The sequence below is a fragment of the Paraburkholderia sp. GAS199 genome (genome assembly GCF_050436585.1).
GTDB lineage: Bacteria > Pseudomonadota > Gammaproteobacteria > Burkholderiales > Burkholderiaceae > Paraburkholderia.
The window spans coordinates 40870-62703 of the sequence record NZ_JBNDMM010000010.1 but is presented as its reverse complement, the minus strand read 5'-3'; the positions used below and the strand labels follow the sequence as shown (position 1 = coordinate 62703).

General features: G+C 63.5%; 18 protein-coding genes. 11 read left to right on the top strand and 7 right to left on the bottom strand.

Annotated features, from left to right (window positions below):
* Nucleotides 1–10: 10 nt before the first annotated feature.
* Together P3T18_RS31155 and P3T18_RS31150 are read right to left on the bottom strand one after the other, a co-directional pair.
* On the bottom strand, nt 11–1159 hold the full coding sequence (locus tag P3T18_RS31155) for an FAD binding domain-containing protein (RefSeq protein WP_429303816.1): 1149 nt from the start codon (nt 1157–1159) through the stop codon (nt 11–13).
* Nucleotides 1156–1809, bottom strand: coding sequence for a DsbA family oxidoreductase (locus tag P3T18_RS31150; RefSeq protein WP_429303815.1), 654 nt, complete (start codon nt 1807–1809; stop codon nt 1156–1158). The genes P3T18_RS31155 and P3T18_RS31150 overlap by 4 nt, the downstream gene beginning before the upstream one ends.
* Nucleotides 1810–1925: 116 nt before the next feature.
* Here P3T18_RS31150 and P3T18_RS31145 point away from each other — a divergent pair, with 116 nt between their 5' ends.
* The 10 genes from P3T18_RS31145 to P3T18_RS31100 all read left to right on the top strand — a co-directional run bounded on the left by P3T18_RS31145 (nt 1926) and on the right by P3T18_RS31100 (nt 13583).
* The gene (locus P3T18_RS31145) at nt 1926–2846 is read left to right on the top strand and encodes a LysR family transcriptional regulator (RefSeq protein ID WP_429303814.1); all 921 of its coding nucleotides are present in this window, start codon (nt 1926–1928) and stop codon (nt 2844–2846) included.
* 354 nt (nt 2847–3200) lie between these two features.
* On the top strand, nt 3201–3836 hold the full coding sequence (locus P3T18_RS31140; RefSeq protein WP_429303813.1) for a hydrolase: 636 nt from the start codon (nt 3201–3203) through the stop codon (nt 3834–3836).
* 141 nt (nt 3837–3977) lie between these two features.
* Entirely contained in the window at nt 3978–5846 is a 1869-nt protein-coding gene (locus P3T18_RS31135) for an amidohydrolase (RefSeq protein WP_429303812.1), read from the top strand.
* A gap of 39 nt (nt 5847–5885) precedes the next feature.
* Complete coding sequence (locus tag P3T18_RS31130; RefSeq protein ID WP_429303811.1) at nt 5886–7355, top strand: mechanosensitive ion channel domain-containing protein; 1470 nt, start codon at nt 5886–5888, stop codon at nt 7353–7355.
* 218 nt (nt 7356–7573) lie between these two features.
* Nucleotides 7574–8215 carry a phosphohydrolase gene (locus P3T18_RS31125; protein WP_429303810.1) on the top strand — a complete coding sequence of 214 codons (642 nt, stop codon included), beginning with the start codon at nt 7574–7576 and terminating at the stop codon, nt 8213–8215.
* A gap of 31 nt (nt 8216–8246) precedes the next feature.
* On the top strand, nt 8247–8516 hold the full coding sequence (locus P3T18_RS31120; RefSeq protein ID WP_429303809.1) for a DUF1427 family protein: 270 nt from the start codon (nt 8247–8249) through the stop codon (nt 8514–8516).
* 40 nt (nt 8517–8556) lie between these two features.
* A complete protein-coding gene (locus tag P3T18_RS31115; RefSeq protein WP_429303808.1) occupies nt 8557–9231 on the top strand; it encodes a YoaK family protein in 675 nt (224 codons plus the stop codon).
* A gap of 77 nt (nt 9232–9308) precedes the next feature.
* The gene (locus P3T18_RS31110; protein WP_429304013.1) at nt 9309–10256 is read left to right on the top strand and encodes a VOC family protein; all 948 of its coding nucleotides are present in this window, start codon (nt 9309–9311) and stop codon (nt 10254–10256) included.
* Nucleotides 10246–11775 carry an alginate export family protein gene (locus P3T18_RS31105; RefSeq protein WP_429303807.1) on the top strand — a complete coding sequence of 510 codons (1530 nt, stop codon included), beginning with the start codon at nt 10246–10248 and terminating at the stop codon, nt 11773–11775. Before P3T18_RS31110 ends, P3T18_RS31105 begins: the two co-directional genes overlap by 11 nt.
* A 74-nt stretch (nt 11776–11849) precedes the next feature.
* Nucleotides 11850–13583, top strand: coding sequence for an FAD-dependent oxidoreductase (locus P3T18_RS31100; protein ID WP_429303806.1), 1734 nt, complete (start codon nt 11850–11852; stop codon nt 13581–13583).
* Nucleotides 13584–13608: 25 nt separating this feature from the next.
* On the opposite strand, the gene P3T18_RS31095 is transcribed toward P3T18_RS31100, so the two are convergent.
* From P3T18_RS31095 to P3T18_RS31085, 3 genes are all read right to left on the bottom strand, one after another.
* Nucleotides 13609–14151: a DUF1003 domain-containing protein gene (locus P3T18_RS31095; protein WP_429303805.1), complete on the bottom strand. Its 543-nt coding sequence runs from the start codon at nt 14149–14151 to the stop codon at nt 13609–13611.
* 118 nt (nt 14152–14269) lie between these two features.
* Nucleotides 14270–17041 carry an AAA family ATPase gene (locus P3T18_RS31090; RefSeq protein WP_429303804.1) on the bottom strand — a complete coding sequence of 924 codons (2772 nt, stop codon included), beginning with the start codon at nt 17039–17041 and terminating at the stop codon, nt 14270–14272.
* A 124-nt stretch (nt 17042–17165) separates the two neighbouring features.
* A complete protein-coding gene (locus tag P3T18_RS31085) occupies nt 17166–17696 on the bottom strand; it encodes a general stress protein (protein ID WP_429303803.1) in 531 nt (176 codons plus the stop codon).
* A 298-nt stretch (nt 17697–17994) separates the two neighbouring features.
* Between P3T18_RS31085 and P3T18_RS31080 the strand changes: the two genes are divergently transcribed.
* Nucleotides 17995–18816 carry an alpha/beta fold hydrolase gene (locus P3T18_RS31080; protein ID WP_429303802.1) on the top strand — a complete coding sequence of 274 codons (822 nt, stop codon included), beginning with the start codon at nt 17995–17997 and terminating at the stop codon, nt 18814–18816.
* Here the strand turns inward: P3T18_RS31080 and P3T18_RS31075 are convergent.
* Both P3T18_RS31075 and P3T18_RS31070 read right to left on the bottom strand, forming a co-directional pair.
* On the bottom strand, nt 18806–20620 hold the full coding sequence (locus P3T18_RS31075; RefSeq protein ID WP_429303801.1) for an ATP-binding protein: 1815 nt from the start codon (nt 20618–20620) through the stop codon (nt 18806–18808). The genes P3T18_RS31080 and P3T18_RS31075 overlap by 11 nt on opposite strands.
* A 228-nt stretch (nt 20621–20848) precedes the next feature.
* Nucleotides 20849–21760, bottom strand: coding sequence for a helix-turn-helix domain-containing protein (locus P3T18_RS31070; protein WP_429303800.1), 912 nt, complete (start codon nt 21758–21760; stop codon nt 20849–20851).
* Nucleotides 21761–21834 lie beyond the last annotated feature (74 nt).

Here is a 21834-nt window from a genome sequence, read left to right as displayed (position 1 = left end):
GACTGCGGACTCAGCGCGCGAGATTCATCACGCGATCGCCGAGCGAAATACCCAGATCGGTCATCAGCTTGCCGCGCTGCAATTGCTGGTTTTCCCAACGCTTGAGCGCCGAATCGATCGTCGCGCCGCTTTGCCACGTCGATGCCAATGCTTGAGCTAGCGCATGCGCATTGGCCGCGGCCTTCGCGGTGCTGCCTGCCGTGTGCGGACGCGGCACCGAGGCGGCGTCGCCGAGCAGCACCGCGCGGCCGAACACCATCTTCGGCGCGCGCAGATCGACGATCGGCTGCATGAAGGGATCGTCGGTGGCCTCCACCAGCGCGCGGAACGTCGGGCCTAGCCACTTCGGCGCGTCCTCGCGCAGATGGGCGATGTCCGCGCGTTTGGCTGTACCGGGCGGCAGCGAAAACGCGCGTTTCACGCCGTTGCGATCCACCAGCAATTCGTCGAGCCGTTCGGCGCTGTACTGGCGATACCACACCCAGTTCCAGCGACGCTGACCGAATACGGTCGAATCGTTGTCGCCGGGAATCAGATAGCAGAGTCCCGAGTAGCCGTCGCCGTGCTGGAACGCGAACCGGTCGCGCAGCATGTCGGCGGCGACGCGCGGCAGGTCGGGTTCGTCCACGAGTCCGCGCCATGCCACGTAGCCCGCGTAGACCGGCAGAATCTCCGGCAGCAGACGCCGCCTGAGCGTCGAGCGGATACCGTCCGCGCCGATCAGCAGATCGGCCTTTTCGCTGCGGCCGCTTTCGAACTGCGCGACGATCCGTTCGCCATCCATATGAAAATCGGCGAAGGTCTCGCCCGTGTGCAGATGCTGCGCAGGCAACGCGTTTTTCATCGCGCGGTGCAGCAGGCTCCACGACGTCTGCATCTGCGGCATATAAAGCTGTTCGACCACGCGGTCGTTGCGGTCCAGATAGATGCGGTCGCCCGACGCCACGCCCGGCGGATTCGGCAACGTCACACCGGCGTAGTCGAGCGCGTCCAGCACGTCCGGTTGCAGCACGACACCGCCGCCGCGGCTCTCCAACTGGTTGGGCGAGGTCTCGAACACGTCCACGTCCCAACCGGCGGCGCGCATCGTACTGGCCGTGAGCAAACCGCCGAGCGATCCGCCGATCACGACGGCGCGCGGCTTTTCGATGGATCTCATGCTGCTTTCCTTTGCCCTGCCGACCGCAGCGCGTTGACGAAAACCACGGGCGGCTGCGCACCGCTGATTGCCGTGCCGTCGATCAGAATCGTCGGCACGGCTTGCACGCCGAGCTGGCTCGATCGTGCGCGCGCCGCGTCGACTTCGCGCTCGCCCGAATCGGAGAGCAGATAGGCGCGGACGTCATCCGCGTCGAATCCTTGCTCCGCTGCGATGGCCGCGAGCGTGTCGAGCGCACCGATATCGCGGCCCTGGGCGAAATAGGCGGCGAAGAGCGCTTCGTAGAGTGAACCGGTCGCGCGCGCATCGTTGCGTTGCTGGGCGAACTGCATCAGCCGGTGCGCGAGCCGCGTGTTCGGCGTGCGTGCCACCGTGTCGTAATGAAAGTGCACGCCGCCAGCGAGCCCTGCGGCCGTGACCTGCGCGTCCATGATCTGCGAGCGCGCCCAACTGCCGAACTTCTGGCTGCGGTAGACGCGCCGGTCCATACCCTCGGCGGGCATGGCGGGATTCAGTTCGAACGGCACATAGCGGATGGAAACAGCGGTCCCCGCGTCTGTCTGCTGCAACGCCGCCGTCAGATTGCGCTGCCCGATCCAGCACCACGGGCAAATAAAGTCGTAATTCACTTCGATCTGAATGTCTTGCATGTCGCACCTCGGGTCAGGTTCATGCAGGCAGCTTAATCATTGCGTTGTTATTGTTGAATGGGGATAAAATGCAAGCGAGCGTTGCGTTTTACGCAACCAAATTCGCATGAGGCCGCATGGACAAATTCCTCGCCGTCAAAACCCTGCTGGAAGTCGCCGACGCCGGCGGCTTTTCGAAGGCCGCGCAGCGCCTGGGCGTTGCCACTTCGTCCGTCACGCGGCTGATGGATTCGCTCGAAGCCTCGCTCGGCGCCGCCTTGCTGACCCGCACGCCACGCAAGGTCAGCCTCACGGATGCCGGCATTGCCTACGTCGAGCAGGTTTCCAAGGTGCTCGACGATCTGGCCGAAGCCGACGAAAGCGTGTTCGACAGCGGCGCGGCGCCGGTCGGCGCGCTGCGTATTTCCGTGCCGTCCACCTACAGCCGGTTGCGTCTCGCGCCGCACCTCGCGGCTTTTCTCTCCGACAACCCGCGCGTGTTTCTCGATGTGGTGGTCGCCGATCATTTCGTCGACCTCGCGCTGGAACGGATCGATGTCGCGATACGTATCGGTCTCGCCGACCGCGACGCGAATCTGATTGTCAAAAAACTCGCGGACAATCCGCGCTACGTCGTGGCGAGCCACGACTACCTCGAACGCAGCGGCATGCCCCAGACACCGCAGGACCTCGGCGAGCACGAGTGCCTGCGCTTCGCCTATGGCGGCGGCTATCGCGTCCATCAGGTGTGGACTTTCCAGCGCGACGGCGCGCAGCAGCGCGTCGACGTGCGCGGGCATCTGCTCTCGAATAATCTCGACATCCTGCTCGAGGCCGTTCTTGCGGGACGCGGTGTCGCCTTGCTGCCCGAGTGGCAGGTTGCCGCCGACATACGCGCGGGCCGTCTGATGCGCCTCTTCGAACAGTTCGACGCGAGTCCGCAATCGGGCGACGCCGTCGTCTACGCCGCGTATCTGCCCAATCGTCGTCAGTCCAGCAAAGTGCGCGCGCTGGTTCAGTTTCTCGAAGCGCGGCTGCGTGCGTCGCTGGAAGGCTGAGCGTGCGATGCCGCGTACGGCGGCCTGGCGGCATTAAGCATGTCATTCATTCCAGACTGCGCGAGCGCGATTCGAAGTGAGTGCAGTGTAGGAATGCATCGCCGATAAAGTCCTGCAGAAAATGTGAAAAGTTCTGAGCGTCGGTCGGCGAGCCTGGCAGGCGTCAATCGCGGCCGCCGCATTTCGCTTTGCTGCAGCGGTCGTTTCCTTACATTTTTTTTAAGAACTATTAAGGCCGCTTGCCAAGGACTCGGCAAAAACCCGTGGCTAGAATGGGCTCCAGTTTTCCTCGCCATGACGGCGAGTACCGCAGTGCAATTCAGACTGTGCAATCAATTCCCTACGGAGCCCGAAATGTCCAAAGAACTCTTGACCCCCGACACCTGTGCCGTTGCGCTGATCGACTATCAGCCGCAAATGTTCTTCGGCACGATGTCGCACGAACGCACCAACATCCTGCACAACGTGCAGGCTGTCGCGAAGGCCGCGAAGCTCTTCAAGGTCCCGACGATCCTCACCACGGTAGCGGCCAAGTCGTTCAGCGGCGACATGGTGCCGGAAGTGCAATCGGTGTTTCCGGAGCAGGCGCCGGTCGACCGCACCTCGATGAACTCGTGGGAAGACGTGAATTTCCGCAAGGCCATCGAAGCCACCGGCCGCAAGAAGATCGTGCTGGCCGGCCTGTGGACGGAAGTGTGCGTGTCGTTCCCGACGATCCAGATGATCGCCGAAGGCTACGAAATCTACGTGCCGACCGACGCTTGCGGCGACGTGAGCCACGAAGCGCACGAGCGCGCAGTGCAGCGCATCATCCAGGCCGGCGCAGTGCCGATGACGTCGCTGCAGTTCATGTTCGAACTGCAACGCGACTGGGCGCGCAGCGCAACCTACGAAGGCTGCATGGACATCCTGAAGGCGCATAGCTCGTACGGTATCGGCGTGCGTTACGCCAAGTCGATTCTCGGCGAACACGCGAGCGAAGCGGGCTAAACCGCATCGTTTCCGGAAGCGCCCGCCGCGTGCGGGCGCCGGCCGGCTCTTCTGCTTTCCCGCTGCTACGTTTCTTCGCTTCCGAGCTTTCCTGGAAACGCTTCGCGCTTACTTGCCGGAGCGCTCCTCAAGAGGATCGTCATGAATTCCAGTACTTCCGAACTGACGCCGGCCGAGGTCGTGTTCTTCAACGGCAAGATCGCGACGCAGGACGACAAGCGGTCGTTCGTCGATTCGCTCGCCGTCGCCGACGGCCGCGTTCTCGCCTCGGGTTCCCACGCAACGGTGATGCGTCACGCGAACCACAACACGCGTCACGTCGACCTCAAAGGCCGCACCGTGATTCCGGGTTTGAACGACTCGCACCTGCACGTCATTCGCGGCGGTCTGAACTTCAACATGGAGTTGCGCTGGGACGGCGTGCCTTCGCTGGCCGACGCGCTCGACATGCTGCGCAAGCAGGTAGCCCGCACGCCGGCGCCGCAATGGGTGCGCGTGGTGGGCGGCTGGAACGAATTCCAGTTTGCCGAGCGGCGTGGCCCCACGCTCGAAGAAATCAATGCGATTGCGCCGGATACGCCGGTGTTCATCCTGCATCTGTATGACAGCGCACTGCTGAATGCGGCGGCGCTGCGCGCGGTCGGCTACACCAAAGACACACCGAATCCGCCGGGCGGCGAGATTCAGCGCGACAAGCGCGGCAATCCGACCGGCATGCTGATTGCCCGGCCCAACGCCGGCCTGTTGTACGCCACGCTCGCGAAAGGCCCGAAGCTCGCGCTGGAAGATCAGCGCAATTCCACGCGCCATTTCATGCGCGAACTGAACCGCCTCGGCGTGACCAGCGCAATCGACGCGGGCGGCGGCTATCAGGCCTATCCGGATGACTACGCCGTCATCATGGATCTGGCGAAAAACAGCGAATTGACCGTACGTATTGCGTACAACCTGTTCACGCAGAACGCGAAGAAGGAAATCGAGGACTTCGCGAAGTGGGTGAAGATGACCAAACCCGGCGAAGGCGACGACTTCCTGCGCGTGAACGGCGCCGGCGAAATGCTGGTGTTCTCCGCCGCGGACTTCGAAGACTTTCTCGAGCCGCGTCCGGACCTGCCCGATTCGCTGGAAACCGAACTCGAAGCCGTGGTGCGGCTGCTGGTGGCGAACCGCTGGCCGTTCCGTCTGCACGCCACGTACAACGAATCGATCGAGCGCTTCCTGAATGTCTTCGAGCGCGTGAATGCGGAGATTCCGTTCAACGGACTGCGCTGGTTCTTCGACCATTGCGAAACCATCACGCAGAAGAATATCGAGCGCGTGAAGGCGCTCGGCGGCGGCATCGCGATCCAGCATCGCATGGCGTTCCAGGGCGAGTACTTCATCCAGCGTTATGGCGAAGAGGCCGTGAAGCGCACGCCGCCGATCCGTCACATGCTCGACGCCGGCCTGCCGGTCGGCGCGGGAACGGACGCCACGCGCGTCGCGAGCTTCAACCCGTTCGTGTCGCTGTACTGGATGGTGTCGGGCAAGACCGTCGGCGGCACGTCCATGTACGGCAGCGAGAACAAACTCGACCGCATGGAAGCGTTGCGCCGCTACACGGTGGGCAGCGCGTGGTTTTCTAACGAAGACGATAAGAAAGGCGCGCTGGTGCCCGGCCAGTTCGCCGACTTCGCGGTGCTGAGCGAAGACTTCTTCACGGTCGACGAAAGCCGCATCAAGTTCCTGACCTCGAACCTGACCGTGGTGGGCGGCAAGGTGGTGTACGCGGACGACGAATTCGCGCCGCTTGCGCCGCCCGACCTGCCGGTCAGCCCGTCGTGGTCGCCGGTGGCGGAATTCGGCGGGTACAGCCGGTACAAGCCGACGGCCGTGGCCTGCGTGGACGGCTGTGTGAATCTGTGTGGTGTGCATGCTCACGCGCACGGCTGGGCGTGGCGCAAGAACGTGCCGGTCAGCGATTCGAACGGCTTCTGGGGCGCGTTGGGTTGTAGCTGTTTCGCCTTCTGACGCACGCAGGTTCACGACGCCACGCGACCGGAAACTTCGATGCCCACCCTGACCGACGGTGTGCTGTTCGGGATGGCCATCCTGGTCGTCGATTTCCTTGCGTGGCGTTTCATGAATCGCAAGAGCGACCTGACGCGGCTGGCGTTTCGCGCGCTGATGTTCGGTCTGTCGAGCCACGTGCTGTTCGGCTACGGCATGAATCCGCTGCGCGCCGCGCCGTGGCCGGACGAACCGCTGCGGCATCTGCTCGCGCAGGTGCTGGAAATCGTCTGGTGGCTGCAGGGCGCGCGCCTTCTCACGATCGTGCTGGATCGCACGGTGCTGCCGGAGGCCTGGCACAAGGAGCGGCTGTTTCAGGACGTGCTGGGCGCGCTGCTGTTTCTGGCGGCGGCGGTCGGCGCGATCGCGTTCGTTCTGCAACTGCCGGTGCGTGGTCTGCTCGCCACCTCGGGCGCGCTGGCCGTCGTACTCGGTCTCGCGATCCAGAGCACCTTGAACGACGTGTTTTCGGGCGTGGTGCTGAATGCGACCCAACCGTTTCATCTCGGCGACTGGGTGGCGATCGGCGACGTGGAGGGCAAGGTGGTGGAAAGCAACTGGCGCGCAACCAGCCTGCTGAACGGGCAGGGCAATATCGTCGTGATTCCGAACAGCGTCGCGGCGCGCGCTCATATCGTCAATTCGAACGAGCCGGCGAATACGCATGGCCTGAGCGTCGTGCTGCCGATCAAGCCTTCGATCCGCGCGGCGCTCGTGCTGGAAGCGTTGTCCAACGCTGCGCAGAGTTCGCGTGACGTGCTCACCGAACCGGCGCCGGAAGTCAGCGTGCGACGCGCCACCAACGACGCGATCGAGTACGAGATCGTCTGCTACGTCGCCGACCTCGGCAAAAAAACCGATGTGCGCAACGAACTGTTCGATCTCGCGCAACGTCATCTGCTCTCGCGCGGCGTGGTGCTGCAATCGCTGTCGGCGGGCGAAGCCGCGGCCGATGCCGCCGTCGATCAGAAACTGCGTCTGTTACGCGACGTGCTGATTTTTCAGTCGCTCACGCACGAAGAACTCGCCGAACTGGCGGGCAATCTGAGCGCGCACGAGTTCGACGCAGGCGACACCATCTACAAGGCCGACGCAAGCGGTCATGAGTTGCACGTGCTCGCGCAGGGCGTCGCTCAAGCCTTCGTGGTGAAGAACGGCAGCGAGATCGAACTGCGCCGGCTCGCGCCGGGCGACTCGATCGGGCAGTCGGGCATTCTCGCCGGCGTCCATACCACGGTGATGGCGCGCGCGTTGACGCGCGCCGTGGTCTTCCGGCTCGACAGAAGCGCGCTGACGCCGCTGCTGACGCGGCGCCCGGAAGTGGCGCGGGAAATGTGCCGTCTGCTTTCCGAGCATCACGCGAAAGAAGAGTTGCTGCTGTCTACGCCGGCGGAGGTGCGGCAAAGCTCGGGCGGTCTGCTGGAATGGATTCGAAACGGCATGCGGCGCATCCATGCCCTGAACATTTAAGCGAGCCCGTGCGTGCGCAATTAAGTGGATTCGCATAACTCGTATTGCGATTAAGGGTTTTTAAGAAACGGCCAAAGTCTTTATCGATTTATTTCGTTACGCTGCTGCGGATAGTCCCCAGGACTGCGACCCGTTCGGGACGCCACTCACTTGCCGTGCCGGGTTCGGTATGCGCGAAACAGGTGCGCCGGGGTAGGGGCTGACACGGAGGAGTAGACATGAAGAAGACTATTGCCGGCGTGGCAATTCCGGATGGCGCGATGGCCCAGGCGGCAACCGATCTGATTCGCAGCACGGAGTCCGAACTGATGTTGCATCACGCGTTGCGCTCCTATCTGTTCGGCGCGCTGACCGGGCAACGCGACAACCTGAGCTTCGACGCGCAACTGCTGTACGTCGGCGCGATGTTTCACAACGCCGGGCTGAATACGAAGTATCAGCGCTCGCCGCACCGTTTCGAGGTGGACGGCGCGAACGCGGCGCGCGATTTCATGCGTCAGCACGGAATGGACGAGCGTGACATCGCGGAAGTGTGGGTGGGAATCGCGCTGCACACGACGCCGGGCATTCCGGATCATCTGTCGGCGCTGGTGGGGTTGATCAGCGCAGGTGTGCAGATGGACGTGCGCGGCGAACGCTACGACGAATTCACCGCGCAGCAACGCGACGAAGTCGTGCAGGCCTATCCGCGCGAATCGGGCTTCAAGAAGAAGCTGATCGAAGCCTACGCGCGCGGCATGGAACATCGTCCCGATACCACCTTCGGAACGGTCAATGCGGATGTGCTGGACCGGTGGGATCCGAACTATCGCCGGCTGAATTTCTGCGGGCTGGTGTTGGGATCGGACTGGCCGAATTAATGGAAGTGGTTTGACTGCAAGGATGATTGGCATGGGTTACCTCATTTCGCTCGGCGTCGGCTTTGGCGTCGGGCTCCTCTACTGGCTGCTCAAGGTGCAGTCGCCGGCGCCGCCGCTGATCGCGCTGGCGGGTCTGCTCGGCATGGTGCTCGGCGAGCACGCCATTCCGGTGGTGAAAGCGCAGTTCTTCGCGCAGGCCGCGTCGACGCAGGTCGTCGGGCAGGCTGCGGTGCCGAACCCGAATGTGGCGACGCAAACGCCGTCGGCTGCCAAACCGGGTCCGGCCAGGGAGGGCAGTTGATGCGCGCGCCGTTCGAGGTTCGTTCGCCGGAGTGCCGCTCGTGAACCGTCATGAAGACACCGTTCTTGCGCTGATCGCGGGCTACGTCGACACGCTGGGCTTCATCGCGTTGTTCGGTCTGTTCACCGCGCACGTAACCGGCAACTTCGTGCTGATCGGCGCGGAAGTGGCGGGCGTGGGTCAGGGCGTGCTGCTCAAGCTGCTGGCGTTTCCGTCGTTCATCGTCGGCATCGCGTTGAGCAGCGTGTTCTTCAAGTTTCTGGAGCGCAATCATTCCGCCGACGCGGCGAGCGCGCTCTATCTGATGCAGGCGGTACTGCTGACGGCGTTTCTCGTCACCGGATGGCAGGCCGCGCCGATTGCCGATGCGAGCGCACCGATGGTGCTGCTCTGCGGCGTGCTCGGCACCATGGCGATGGGTGTGCAGAACGCGCGCGGCAAGTTGCTGCAGACCACCGGTCTGCCCAACACGGTGATGACCGGCAACGTGACGCAGGTCGTGCTGGACGTGGTCGAGCTGATTCATCGCGGCACGCGCGGTGGACACGGTCAGCAGGTGAGCGAACGGCTCCGATGGACGCTGGAAGCGATGGGCGGTTTCGCGGCAGGCGCGATTGCCGGCGCGCTGGCTTACGTGAGGTTCTCGTTCGCCGCGCTTCTCGTGCCGGTGGCCGTGTTGCTGTTCATGGCATGGAAGAAAAAAGGCGCCGCGTAGGCGGCATGGATTTCGACGTATCGGGCTTCGACGCGGAGCCCATCATTCAAGTAGATCTCACTCAAGCGGGTATTCACATGTTCAAGTCGCTTCATCGGTATCGTTCCATCGCGCTCGTTTCCGCCGCCTTGCTGATCGGGTTGACGCCGGTTTCTTCCGCCTTCGCCGACGCCGGTCCGCCGGAAGTCGCGACCTCGAAGGCCGCGCTGGTGAAACACCCGGACGTCGCGGTGGGTCCGCAATACGACACGACGCACGTGTACGTGGCTTCCGCCGACCTCGACGCGTTCGTCAACAGCTTCCTCGCCACGTTCGGCGGCAAGGCTTCGCCGCGCGCCGTCTTCACCGTGACGCCGACGCCGAGCAAGACCGCTTCGCAATACGTGCAGACGCCGGTCGGCATGCTCTCGGTGTTCGGCTTCGAAACGCCGATTCCCTATCCGTTCGGCAACGAGCGCACCGGCTATCTGGTCACGAACATCGACGACGCCGTGAAAGCCGCGCGCGCAGCCGGCGCCGACGTGCTGGTCGATTCGTTCGACGACCCGATCGGCAAGGACGCGATCATTCAATGGCCGGGCGGCCTGACGATGCAGCTCTACTGGCACACCAAGGCACCGAACTACGCGCCGCTGCAAAGCGTGCCGGACAACCGCGTATATGTGTCGCGTTATGAAGCGAACAACTTCGTGCGCCGCTGGGTTCACTTCTCGCACGGCAAGGTGGTGTCGGACAACGCGAAGACGGATGCGGGCGTGATCGGCCGTCCGGGTGAAACGGTGCGCGAAATCCGCATCAACTCGGGCTTTGGCCGCATGGTCGTATTCGTGACGGACGGCAAGCTGCCGTTCCCGTTCGGACGTGAAACCACCGGCTACGGCGTCGACAACGTGGCGCAGACCCTGGAGAAGGCGCAGGCGGCCGGCGCCAAGGTGCTATACCCGGCCTACGACACGGGCTCGGGCAAGACCGCGATGCTCGAATTCCCCGGTGGGTACATTGCCGAAGTGCACGATGGCAAGTGAAGCAAAGGTCGTAAGGTCGGCGCGCGAGTCGGGTTCGGCAGTAGCGCTGCGCGCCGCGCGCGCGTTGCTGTTCAGCACGGGTCTCGCCGCCGCGCTGCCGATGCCGGCAGCCGCGGCGGTGGATACGGCGCTCGGCGGCGCCGACGATACCAGCACCACCAGCACCACCAGCACGACAGCAGCCGCCGCGACGGACGCCAAATCGTGCGCGCGGCCCGCGATCATGTTCAACCGCTGGCAGGAAAACTGGTCGGTACTCGCCAATCCCTGTGTGCCGAAAAAGCCGCTCGATTCGCTGAAATACATTCCGCTATTCGGCAATCCGGACGCGTATATCTCGCTCGGCATGGTGTTGCGCGAACGGCTGGAAATGAACGACGCGCCGCTCTTCGGACTCGGCGCGCAGCACGACGACACGTATCTGCTGCAACGTCTCGAAGTGCATGCCGACGTGCGGCTCGGCCCGCACGTGCAGATCTTCACGCAATTTGAAGACGCCCAGCCGTACGGCAAAGATTCCGTTTCGCCCGTCGACAAGAATCCGCTGGATCTGCGTCAGGCGTTCGTCGCGATTACCGAGCCGCTCGGACCCGGCACCGTGAAGTTCCGCGTGGGCCGTCAGGAGATGGCGTTCGACTTGCAGCGTTTCGTTTCCGTGCGCGACGGTCCGAACGTGCGCCAGGCATTCGACGCGATCTGGGCCGACTATGAAACCGGTCCGTGGCGCTGGATCGCCTACGCGTCGCAGCCGGTGCAGTATCGCGACAACTCGGACTTCGACGACGTCTCCAATCGCGACCTCACCTTCAGCGGCGTGCGCGTCGAGCACAAGAACGTGGGACCGGGCGACCTGTCCGCGTATTACTCGCGCTACAACCGCAGCAACGCGAAGTTCCTCGACGCGACCGGCAACGAACATCGCGACGTGTTCGACGCGCGTTATGCGGGCAACGTCTCGCACATCGACTGGGACGTCGAGGCGATGTATCAGTCGGGCCACGTCGGCAACAAGACGATCGGCGCATGGGCGGTGGGCTCGCTCGCCGGCTACACGCTGGCCTCGCTGCCGTGGACGCCGCGCCTCGGCCTGCAGGTCGACGCCGCCTCGGGCGACAGTCATCCGGGCGACGGGCGCGTCGGCACGTTCAATCCGCTGTTTCCGAACGGCTACTACTTCGCGCTCGCCGGTTACACCGGCTACACCAACCTCGTCCACGTCAAGCCGACGCTGATCGTCAAGCCGAGCAGCAAGCTCACCTTGCTGGCCGGCGTGGGTTTGCAATGGCGGCAGACCACGGCGGACGCGGTGTACGGCCAGGGTTCCTCGGTCGTGCCGGGCACGGCGGGTCACGGCAGCCCGTGGACCGGCTTCTATACGCAGATTCGCGCGGATTACGCGGTCACCGCGAATCTCGCCGCCGCGCTGGAAGCCGTGCATTTTCAGGTCGGTCCTTCGCTGCGCGATCTGGGCGCGCGCAACGCCGACTACATCGGCGCGGAACTGAAGTTCGGCTGGTAGCCGTGGCATTCGAAACAGCAGTTGAGTATTTGCACAAGCCGTCGTCGCGACGACGGGTCAGATGAGGTCAAGCTATGAGCACTCCACACTTATCCGGCGACGCGGCCACGTCCTCGGAACTCGACGTTCCGTATTCCTCGCTGGAGTACCGCCAGCATCAGATGTTTCCGTGTCTCTCGGCACGGGAGATCGAAAGTCTGCGGCGCTTCGCGAGACCGATGTCGTTCAAGGCCGGCGAGCTGATCTTCGAAACCGGGCAGGTGGCGCTCGGCCTCTTCGTGCTGCTGCATGGCCGCGTGCGGATCGTCTCGCGCGACAGCTTCGGCCGTTCCACGCTCATCACCGAACACGATGACGGTCACTTCATGGCCGAGATGGCGCAGCTTTCCGGCAAGCCCGCGCTGATCGACGGCATTGCGCTGACCGACGTGGAGACGCTCGTGATCGAGCCGGACCGTCTGCGCGCGTTGATCGTCGCCGACGCGCAACTCGGCGAACACATCATGCGCGCGCTGATCCTGCGACGGCTCGGCCTGATCGAGCAGGGGCTCGGGCCCGTGATCGTCGGTAACGGCGACGACGCGCAACTGATCCGTCTGCAAGGCTTCCTGCGCCGCAACGCCTATCCGGCGATGGTGATCGACGCGCGCACCGACCCGGAAGCCATCACCTTGCTGGGCGGCATGACGACCGGCCCCGGCGATTTCCCGCTCGTGTTCTGTCCGAACGGCTATGTGCTGCGCGCGCCGGACGAAGCGCAGCTCGCGTCGTGTCTCGGGCTCGTGCCGACCTTCGAGCCTTCGCATGTCTACGACGTGGCGATTGTCGGCGCGGGACCGGCGGGCCTGGCGGCGTCGGTGTATGCCGCAACCGAGGGTTTGTCGGTCGCCGTGTTCGACCAGCGCGCGCCGGGCGGCCAGGCCGGGGCGAGTTCGCGCATCGAAAATTATCTGGGTTTCCCCACCGGCATCTCGGGTCATGCGCTGGCCGCGCGCGCGTTCCAGCAGGCGCTGAAGTTCGGCGCGCATCTGGCGATTCCCGGCCAGGTCACCTGCGTGACGCGGCAGTCGGACATTTTCCAGCTGACCTTGCAGGACGGCCAGCTCATCAGCACGCGCACCGTGGTGGTGGCGAGCGGCGCGGCTTACCGCAAACCCGACGTGCCGGGCTTCGACCGTTTCGAAGGACGCGGCACGTATTACTGGGCCTCGACCATCGAAGCCAAGCTGGTGAAAGGGCAGGACATCGTGTTGATGGGCGGCGGCAATTCCGCCGGTCAGGCCGTGGTGTTTCTCGCCAATTTCGCGCGCAGTATCCGCGTGCTGATTCGCGGCGCCGATCTCAACGCGAGCATGTCGCGCTACCTGATCGACCGGATCGGTTCGCTGCCGAACGTCACGCTTTGCACGCGCTGCGTGCTGCGCGGTCTCGAAGGCGACGAAGCCGGCCTGAGCGAAGTGCATATCCGCCGCATCGATCAGGACGACGCCGTCGGTGTGGACGAGGTGATCCCGACGCGGCATCTGTTCCTCTTCATCGGTGCGGAACCGAAGACGGACTGGCTCGGGTCGAGCGGCGTGGAACTCGACAATCGCGGTTTCGTCGTGACCGGATTTGCGCGCAGCGAACAGGGCGGCCCGGAGGCGGGCGAGCGTTATCCGCTCGAAACCAGCGTGCCGGGCATGTTTGCGGTCGGCGATGTGCGCTCGGAGTCCGCGAAACGGGTGGCGGCGGCGGTGGGCGACGGCGCGGCCGTGGTGAGCCAGATTCACGCGTATCTCAGTCAGCACGCGCGGCTGGCCGCGTGAAGTTGCGGCAAGGTGATGCGCCGCGCTAGGGTGCTTTCACGCGCGTCATGCTTGCGTGGACGTCGCGGGTGAGCGTTTCGATGCGCTCGGCCAGTTGACGCGTCAGTTCCGTGAGTTCGGTGTTCTGCTTGAGCAGTCCGGCCATCTGCGCGTTCTGACGCGCGAGTTCGGTTTCGCGCTCGCGGCATGCCTGGGCGAGGTCTTCGCGATGCCGGGCGTCGGCATCGGCGAGTGCCTTGTCGCGGTCGGCCTGCCGTGTTTGCGCGAGCAGGATCAGCGGCGCGGCATAGGCGGCCTGCAGACTGAAGGCGAGATTGAGCAGGATGAACGGATAGGGATCGAAGCGCAGGATGTGCAACAGGTTCGCGGCGATCCAGCCGCCTACCAGCACGGTTTGCACGAGCAGAAAAGTGGGCGTGCCGAAAAAGCGGGCGAAGGCTTCCGCCTTCAGGGCGAACCAGTCGTTGCCGAATACGCTCGACAAATGCCCATACGGCATCTGAAAACGCAGATGATGGGACGGCGGGGAATTAGCCTCGTCCGCTTGATAGTCGATTCCGTCAGACATGATTTTCTCTTGGAGGGTGGAGCACGGCAGGTAGGGCGACGAGTGTGAAGCGTGCCGACGCTTCAACCAGCATGGTCGAAACAGGCGGCCACGCTCATCGTGGGCCGCCTGTCTTTCATCACACCGCCGGTACGTCGCTGGCCGGGAACGACTCTGCCAGCGCTTCGTCGAGCCGTGCGTCCGCGGCGCGATCCGCCGTGGACGACACCACGTCCAGCGTGACCTTCTTCGCCTCGCTGTCGTACGCGCAGCGCACCTCGTCGCCTTCCTTGACCGTGCCGCCGAGCATCTCTTTCGCCAGTTCCGTTTCGAGGCCCTGACGGATCTTGCGTTTCAGTTCGCGCGCGCCGTATCGCGGGTTGTAGCCCGTGGCGGCGAGATGATCGACGAGACTTTCGTCGAACGTAAGGCGGACGTCCTGACCATGCGCCGCGCGCCGCACACGTTCGAGTTGCTGACGCACGATCTCGCGAATCTGCTCGGGCGAGAGCGACTCGAAAATGATGATCTCGTCGAGACGGTTGAGGAATTCCGGCCGGAAGTGCTGTTGCAAAACACCCATGACGGCTTCGCGTTTCTGGTCGTTGTCATCGCCCACGGCTTCGGTGGCCGAGAAGCCGAGCGGCGATTTCTTCGCGCCGAGAATGATGTCGCTCGCGAGATTGCTGGTGGCGATGATCAGCGTGTTGCTGAAATCGACCGTACGTCCCTTGCTGTCGGTCAGGCGCCCGTCGTCGAGAACTTGCAGCAGGATGTTGTAGACGTCCGCATGGGCCTTTTCGATTTCGTCGAGCAGGATCACGCTATAGGCCTGCCGACGCACGCGTTCGGTCAACTGGCCCGCTTCGTCGTGGCCGACATAACCCGGCGGCGCGCCGATCAATCGCGACACGGCATGACGTTCCATGTATTCGCTCATGTCGATACGCACGATTGCGTTTTCGTCGCCGAATACCTGTTCTGCGAGCGCCTTGGCGAGTTCCGTCTTGCCGACGCCCGAAGGACCGAGAAACAGGAAGTTGGCAATCGGCCGATGACCTTGCTGCAATCCCGAGCGCGACAAACGCACCGCATCGCTCACCGCCTTGATCGCCTCCTGCTGACCGATCACGCGCTGATGCAGACGTTCCTCGAGTTTCAGCAGCTTGGCCTTCTCCTCTTCGGTGAGTTGCGTGACCGGCACGCCGCTGATCTTCGAGACGATTTCCGCGACGTGATGCGCGGTCACTTCCGCCGTGTCCGAGCCGATCTTGCGTTTCCAGCCTTCGGTCGCTTCGTGCAGCGAGCTCTGGCGCGCGTCGATCGTGGCTTCGAGTTCCTTCACGCGGTCGTATTGCTTGCGGCTCGTCGCGTAACTCTGTTCGCGCTTGAGTTGCGCAACCTCCGCTTCGCCTTCGTGAATGTCGATCGGCCGCGAGGTTTGCGAAAGATGCACGCGCGCAGCCGCCTGGTCGATCAGATCGATGGCCTTGTCGGGCAGAAAACGGCCTGAAATATAGCGCTCGGACAGTTCGGCGGCCGCCACCAGCGCCTGATCCTGGATCGTCACCTTGTGGTGCGCTTCGAGCCGGTCGCGCAGTCCGCGCAAGATATTGACGGTTTGCTCCACCGACGGCTCGGCCACCATCACCGGCTGGAAGCGCCGTTCGAGCGCGGCGTCTTTCTCGATGTACTTCTGGTATTCGGCAAGCGTCGTGGCGCCGATCAGGTTCAGTTCGCCGCGCGCCATGGCCGGCTTGAACGTATTGGCGATATCGAGGCCGCCTTCGCCGCCGCCCTGACCCGCACCGACGATGGTATGCACTTCGTCGATGAAAATAAGCACCTCGTGCCGGCTCGCGAGAATTTCTTCCATGATCTGCTTCACGCGCTCTTCGAACTCGCCGCGATATTTTGCGCCGGCCACCAGTGAGTTGACGTTCAGTTCGATCAGCCGCTTGTCGCGCAGCACTTCGGGCACGTCGCCGTTCACGATGCGCTGCGCGAGCCCTTCGAGAATTGCCGTCTTGCCGACGCCGGGCTCGCCGATCAGCACCGGATTGTTCTTCTTGCGGCGCGCGAGCACTTCGATGGTGGTTTCGATTTCGCGCGAGCGGCCAATCACGGGATCGAGCCGGCCTTCGCGCGCGAGTCGCGTCAGGTCGCGTCCGTGTTCGTCGAGTTTGGGCGTTTTCGAGGGCGTGTCGACACGGCCCGGTTCCGCGCCTTTGCCGACCACGCGAAGCGAATGTTGCAGCAGCGACTGCGAAGTCAGACCGAACTTCGCCAGCAGCACGCCGGCAAAGCTGTCGTGAACGTCGGCGAGGCCGAGCAGGATATGTTCGGGGCCAACGTAGCTGTGACCCATTTCGCGCGACACCACGAAGGCGCGGTCGAGCGCGCTTTTAACACGCGGCGAAACGCCGAGCTGGGTTTGCGTCGTGACCGGTGCGCCTTCGCGGCGCGTCGCATTCGCGTCGATATAGGCGCGAATGTCGTCGGCGGAAATGTTGTGCTGCTTGAGCAAGGTCTGCACGACATCGCTTTCCGGCAACTCGTACAGCAGATGTTCCGTATCGACTTCGCGGCTGCCGAACAGCACGGCGCGCTCGGCGGAGCGTTGCAGAATCTCCTTGGCCTGATCGCTGAAATGCTGTTCGATGCGGCTGCGATCGTGTGCCGACGACATGCGTCCGCGATGGGGTGCCGTGGGCGGCGGCGTCGCGCCCGGCTGATCGAAGAGACCGCTGCCGAACAGCGATTCGAGCGGCGAGATGTAGCGCTGGTGACGCGTCAGCTGCAAGTAGTGAAAATCGCACACGTCGAGATCCCGGCGCTCACCGTTCTGCAGCACCGTGACACGTACTGACGCAGGCCGTGCGTTGCAGATATCACACAGGGTCTGAGGCATGAAGAAAGTCCTTTTCGTCCAGATGGTCTGGCGGAGCGTCGCGTGCGCGGCTCCGCGATTGAAAACGGCGGGCGCGGCCGCGAGGGCTGCGACTGCCGTGAATGAACGTGCCGAAGCTGCCAGCTCAGGCCGTGGTCGTGCCGGTCTCGCCGGTTGCTTCGGTGAAGAGTCCCAGTCTGCTGAGCGTGCCGCGCGCCTGCTGGACGTCTTCCGCCGTGCCATGCACGATCAGCAGAAAGCCGTTGGCCTTGAGCGCCGTTTCGTATTTCACGGCGTCGTTCTTCGGCACACCCAGTTCGGCGAGTGCGGCGCCGATCGCGGTCACGCCGCCGCCGAGCACCGCGCCTTCGAGTGCGGACACCACCGCCGCGACAATCGGCCCGGCCAGTCCGACGATGCCGAGTCCCGGCACGAGGAACAGTGCGGGCGAGAGCAGCAGGCCCCAGATGCCGCCCCAGAACGCGCCGGTCGCGCCCCACGATTTGATGCGGTCGCCCACGGTGTAGAAACCCACGGCATGTTCTTCGGAGTGATAGCCCTTGCCGACGATCGACAGCTTCGTCATGTCGAAGCCGTTCTGGCTGAGTTCTTTGACGGCTTCGTCCGCGGCCTCGTGGTTCGAGAAAACGGAAACGACGGTGTTGTCCTGGTTCATTTGCTCACCTCTTCGATTGCGATCACGATGATGTCGTGGCGGGATGCGGCGGTTGCCGGCTGCATCGCGCGGTACGGCTGCGCTTGCACAAAACGAGTGTCGCAAAGGCGGTGCGGTTTATCTTTCCGATTCGCACGATGGTTGCGCGACAGCATCGCGCGCCGGGCGCTTCGACCTGCCGTGCAAATTCGCTAATTGCGGGCAATCGCGAAGCGGACGCCATACGTGTTCGCGAATACTCCTTTGACGCATGGCGTGCCGGCACTTGCCGGTCAATTACCTCAAAGGAGCAATAGCGATGGCGTACATCACCACGAAAGACGGCACGGAAATCTATTACAAGGATTGGGGCACGGGACAACCGATTACGTTCTCGCACGGCTGGCCGCTCGATGCGGACGCATGGGACTCGCAGATGATGTTTCTCGCCGAGCGCGGCTATCGGGTGATCGCGCACGACCGTCGCGGTCATGGCCGTTCATCGCAGCCGTGGAACGGCAACGAGATGAACACGTATGCCGACGATCTCGCCGAACTGATCGAAGCACTCGATCTGAGCAATATCATGATGGTGGGTCACTCCACCGGTGGCGGCGAAGTGGTTCGCTATATCGCGCGTCATGGCATCGAACGCGTGTCGAAGGTCGTGCTGGTGTCGGCCGTGCCGCCACTCATGCTGAAGACCGAAGCGAATCCGGGCGGACTGCCGATGTCGGTCTTCGACGGCATTCGCGAAGGCGTCATCAAGGATCGTTCGCAATTCTTCAAGGATCTGGCGCTGCCGTTTTACGGCTTCAATCGTCCGGGTGCGAAAGTCTCGCAAGGCGCGATCGATTCGTTCTGGCATCTCGGCATGCTCGGTTCGATCAAGGGCCTATACGATTGCGTGAAGGCGTTTTCGGAAACCGATTTCAACGAAGACCTGAAGAAAGTGACGGTGCCGGCACTCGTGCTGCAAGGCGACGACGACCAGATCGTGCCGATCGACGACTCGGGCAAGCTGTCGTCGAAAATCATGCCGAACGCGAAGCTGAAGATTTACGAAGGCGCGCCGCACGGTATGTGCACGACGCATGAGGACCGCGTGAATGCGGACCTGCTGGCGTTCATCAAGTCGTAAAGAGATACGACGGCGGCTGCATGGCGGTCGCCGTCGAGGCACGCGATTCCCGTGGTTCCCGCGGTTTGCCTGCGCGTTGACGGACCGTCTGGGCGGACGCGTGGCGCGTCTCGCGAGCATGCGGCGGCGTCGCCGCGAGCGCGGCACGCAGTCGCGCTTCGCTGATGTTGTCTGTGGTGACGAGCGTGACGTTATCGAGCGCGTCGAGCGCCTGCAAGGCCCGCGCGTGACATTCTTCCACCAGCCCGGCGTCGAACAATGCGTCCACCAGTTCTGCCGCCAGTTCGATTCCCGTTCGCACATCGCCGTCGGCAGAAAGCGACCAGTCGAAGGTGGCGCGAGCGTCGTCGAACAGTTGCTGAAGTTTCGACGCAGTGGCGGCGTTGGCCTGGGTGCGCAGTTGCTGCGCGAGGTAACGCGCGTGGCGCGCGATGAGTTCGCGCAATTCGCCTTCGGCCTTGAGCTTTTCCAGCGCGTAGGCACGGGTCGATTCCGACAGCCGGTATTTCGCCGTCGCGCCTTCGAACTCTACGGTCACCAACGACTTCGCCACCAGATCGGTGATGCCGCCGATCGCGCTGCCCAATGTGTGTTCCGCGTCGCAGACCACGGCACATAGCGACTCGAAACAGAAGTAGCCGCTGAATAGCGCGAGACGCCGGAACACGCTCTGAGTGCCTTCGTCGAGCAGCGCGAAGCTCCAGTCGAAGGTGGCGCGCAAGGTTTGATGGCGCGGCAACGCCGTTCGATAGCCGCCTGAGAGTATTGCCATGCGGTCGTCGAGGCGTTGGCAGACACCTTGCACGCCGAGTGCCGCGACGCGCGCAGCCGCGAGTTCGATCGCGAGCGGAATGCCGTCCAGCCGCCGGCAGATTTCGCTGACGAGGCGCAGTTCCGCGTCGTCGGTCGCGACGGTTTCCTGCAATGAATTCGCGCGCTGCAGGAAGAGGTCGACGGCGGAGCTACGCAAGATGTCGGCGTCGGTGGCATCCACGGACGGCACGTCGAGCGGATCGACGCGAAACACCGACTCCGCCATGATGCGCAGCGGCTCCCGGCTCGTCACGAGCACGCGAAGACCGGCATTGGCGGCGACCAGTGCCTCGGCGATCTGCGCGACCGCGGCGACCACGTGTTCCGCGTTGTCGAGTAGCAGAAGCCGCTGCGTGTCGCCAAGTGCTGCTGCTACGCTCGCCACATCGATTTGCGCGCCGGGCAGCGTCAGTCCGCAGGCCTCGGCGATCGCGCCGAGCACGCTTTCCTTCGACGTCAGCGCGGCGAGTTCCACGAAGCCGACCGGTTCGGTGAATTCCGCCGCGCTATGGTGAGCCGCCTCGATGGCGAGCCGCGTTTTGCCGATGCCGCCCGCGCCGACGAGCGTCAGCACATGCGCCTGGCGCAGCATCGAACGGATCAGCCCGACCTCGGCGGTGCGTCCGAGCAAGCCCGATCTCAACGGCGGCAGGCGACGTGCGGATGCGGCCTGTGCAGGCGTCGCGGCAGCGGCTGGTTCGGGCCGCCTTGGCAGGTATCGATAGCCACGGCCTGGCACCGTGAGAATCAGATCGCGCTCGGCGCCGAGTACTTTGCGTACTGCGGAGAGATGAACCTGGATATTGTTTTCTTCAACGATGGTGTTGGGCCAGACCGCATTCATCAACGCGTCTTTCGTGACGAGACGTCCTTCGGCCGACACGATCACGGCAAGGATGTCGAACGCGCGGGACCCGATATGCACCACTTCGCCGTGCCGCTGCAAAGTGCGCATTTCCAGATCGATCTGAAAGTTGCCTATTTCCATCATGACGTTGACTGAATGCCGCGAGGGGCGAGTACGGCGACGGAACGGGGCCGGCGGGTTGGAGGAGACAGACGGTTGCGCCGGGGCTGGTAGGGTAAAGGTACGCGAAGCGCGCCTGCGCGTCTTGCACGTTAGTACGATGCTTTGTCGGAAAGTCCATCGCCTTGAATGAGCGGCCTCGATTATCGTTATCGTCAGACCGAAGCGACGCGTTGCGCGGGATGCCGGGTGTCAGTTGACGCCGCGTCGCCAGGTTCCCGGCGGCACGCCCACTAGCTGCGAGAAGGTGCGTGTGAAGTGACTCTGATCGGAAAAGCCGCATGCAATGGCGATTTCCGATAGTGATGCATCCGACTGCCGCAGCATCTCGCGCGCGCGCTCGATGCGTTGTTCCAGCAACCACTGGTGCGGCGTGCGATGCGTCGTTTCGCGAAAGGCGCGAATGAAATAGCTGCGCGACAGATTGCAGGCACTCGCGATTTCTTCCAGCGAGACGTTGCCGTTCGTCTTCGCGAGCAGCATGTCTTTGGCGCGCGCTTCGTGCAGACTCGACAGCCTGCGGCTCTGTTTCGACACGTGAGCCTGCGTGCCGCCATAACGATCGATCAGATGCGTGCCGATGGTCACGCCGAGTTGCTCGATGAAGAGCGGGCTTGCCTCGCTCTGCTGATCCAGCGCTAACGCCAGCACCTGGGCAAGGTGGCCGAAGATGGCGTCTTTGTGACCCGGCTCCGCGCAGAATCCGCTGATGGTCGAACCGTTTCGTTCATAGCTCGTGTTCAGAACGAACGCACGCGAGAATTCCATCAACACGAAGTCGAAGGCGCCGTGCAGGTCCGCCCGGTAATCGTCTTCGAAATTGCGGATATACACGGAGTCTTTCTCGAAGCTATGCAGCGTCGAGCGATTGCCCGTCATGATGCGGCGGCGGTGTCCGGCTTCGAGCGACACGCCGATCAGAAAGCCGCGATCGGAAGCCGGCGTGGCGACCTCGCTGATGTTTTCCTGACGGCGGCATTTGCGATAGAACGTGAAGTCGCCGGCCTCGAGTTCGAGGTCCTTGTGCAACTGATTCGAGAGGCAGCCAAGCGAGTCTTTCTTGCGTGCAGCCGTGGCGGCCAAGTTGTGTGTCTGGTCGAACATGATCCGTCACCTCTGGTTCGTCGCGCTTGTTTCAGCGGTGCGTACGCGTTGCCAAAATCGAGAGATGGAAATAA

Bases quoted from the DNA above. Each gene is read 5' to 3' on its own strand.
- P3T18_RS31155 (WP_429303816.1), bottom strand. From the start codon at position 1,159: ATGAGATCCATCGAAAAGCCGCGCGCCGTCGTGATCGGCGGATCGCTC.
- P3T18_RS31150 (WP_429303815.1), bottom strand. From the start codon at position 1,809: ATGCAAGACATTCAGATCGAAGTGAATTACGACTTTATTTGCCCGTGG.
- P3T18_RS31145 (WP_429303814.1), top strand. From the start codon at position 1,926: ATGGACAAATTCCTCGCCGTCAAAACCCTGCTGGAAGTCGCCGACGCC.
- P3T18_RS31140 (WP_429303813.1), top strand. From the start codon at position 3,201: ATGTCCAAAGAACTCTTGACCCCCGACACCTGTGCCGTTGCGCTGATC.
- P3T18_RS31135 (WP_429303812.1), top strand. From the start codon at position 3,978: ATGAATTCCAGTACTTCCGAACTGACGCCGGCCGAGGTCGTGTTCTTC.
- P3T18_RS31130 (WP_429303811.1), top strand. From the start codon at position 5,886: ATGCCCACCCTGACCGACGGTGTGCTGTTCGGGATGGCCATCCTGGTC.
- P3T18_RS31125 (WP_429303810.1), top strand. From the start codon at position 7,574: ATGAAGAAGACTATTGCCGGCGTGGCAATTCCGGATGGCGCGATGGCC.
- P3T18_RS31120 (WP_429303809.1), top strand. From the start codon at position 8,247: ATGGGTTACCTCATTTCGCTCGGCGTCGGCTTTGGCGTCGGGCTCCTC.
- P3T18_RS31110 (WP_429304013.1), top strand. From the start codon at position 9,309: ATGTTCAAGTCGCTTCATCGGTATCGTTCCATCGCGCTCGTTTCCGCC.
- P3T18_RS31105 (WP_429303807.1), top strand. From the start codon at position 10,246: ATGGCAAGTGAAGCAAAGGTCGTAAGGTCGGCGCGCGAGTCGGGTTCG.
- P3T18_RS31100 (WP_429303806.1), top strand. From the start codon at position 11,850: ATGAGCACTCCACACTTATCCGGCGACGCGGCCACGTCCTCGGAACTC.
- P3T18_RS31095 (WP_429303805.1), bottom strand. From the start codon at position 14,151: ATGTCTGACGGAATCGACTATCAAGCGGACGAGGCTAATTCCCCGCCG.
- P3T18_RS31090 (WP_429303804.1), bottom strand. From the start codon at position 17,041: ATGCCTCAGACCCTGTGTGATATCTGCAACGCACGGCCTGCGTCAGTA.
- P3T18_RS31085 (WP_429303803.1), bottom strand. From the start codon at position 17,696: ATGAACCAGGACAACACCGTCGTTTCCGTTTTCTCGAACCACGAGGCC.
- P3T18_RS31080 (WP_429303802.1), top strand. From the start codon at position 17,995: ATGGCGTACATCACCACGAAAGACGGCACGGAAATCTATTACAAGGAT.
- P3T18_RS31075 (WP_429303801.1), bottom strand. From the start codon at position 20,620: ATGATGGAAATAGGCAACTTTCAGATCGATCTGGAAATGCGCACTTTG.
- P3T18_RS31070 (WP_429303800.1), bottom strand. From the start codon at position 21,760: ATGTTCGACCAGACACACAACTTGGCCGCCACGGCTGCACGCAAGAAA.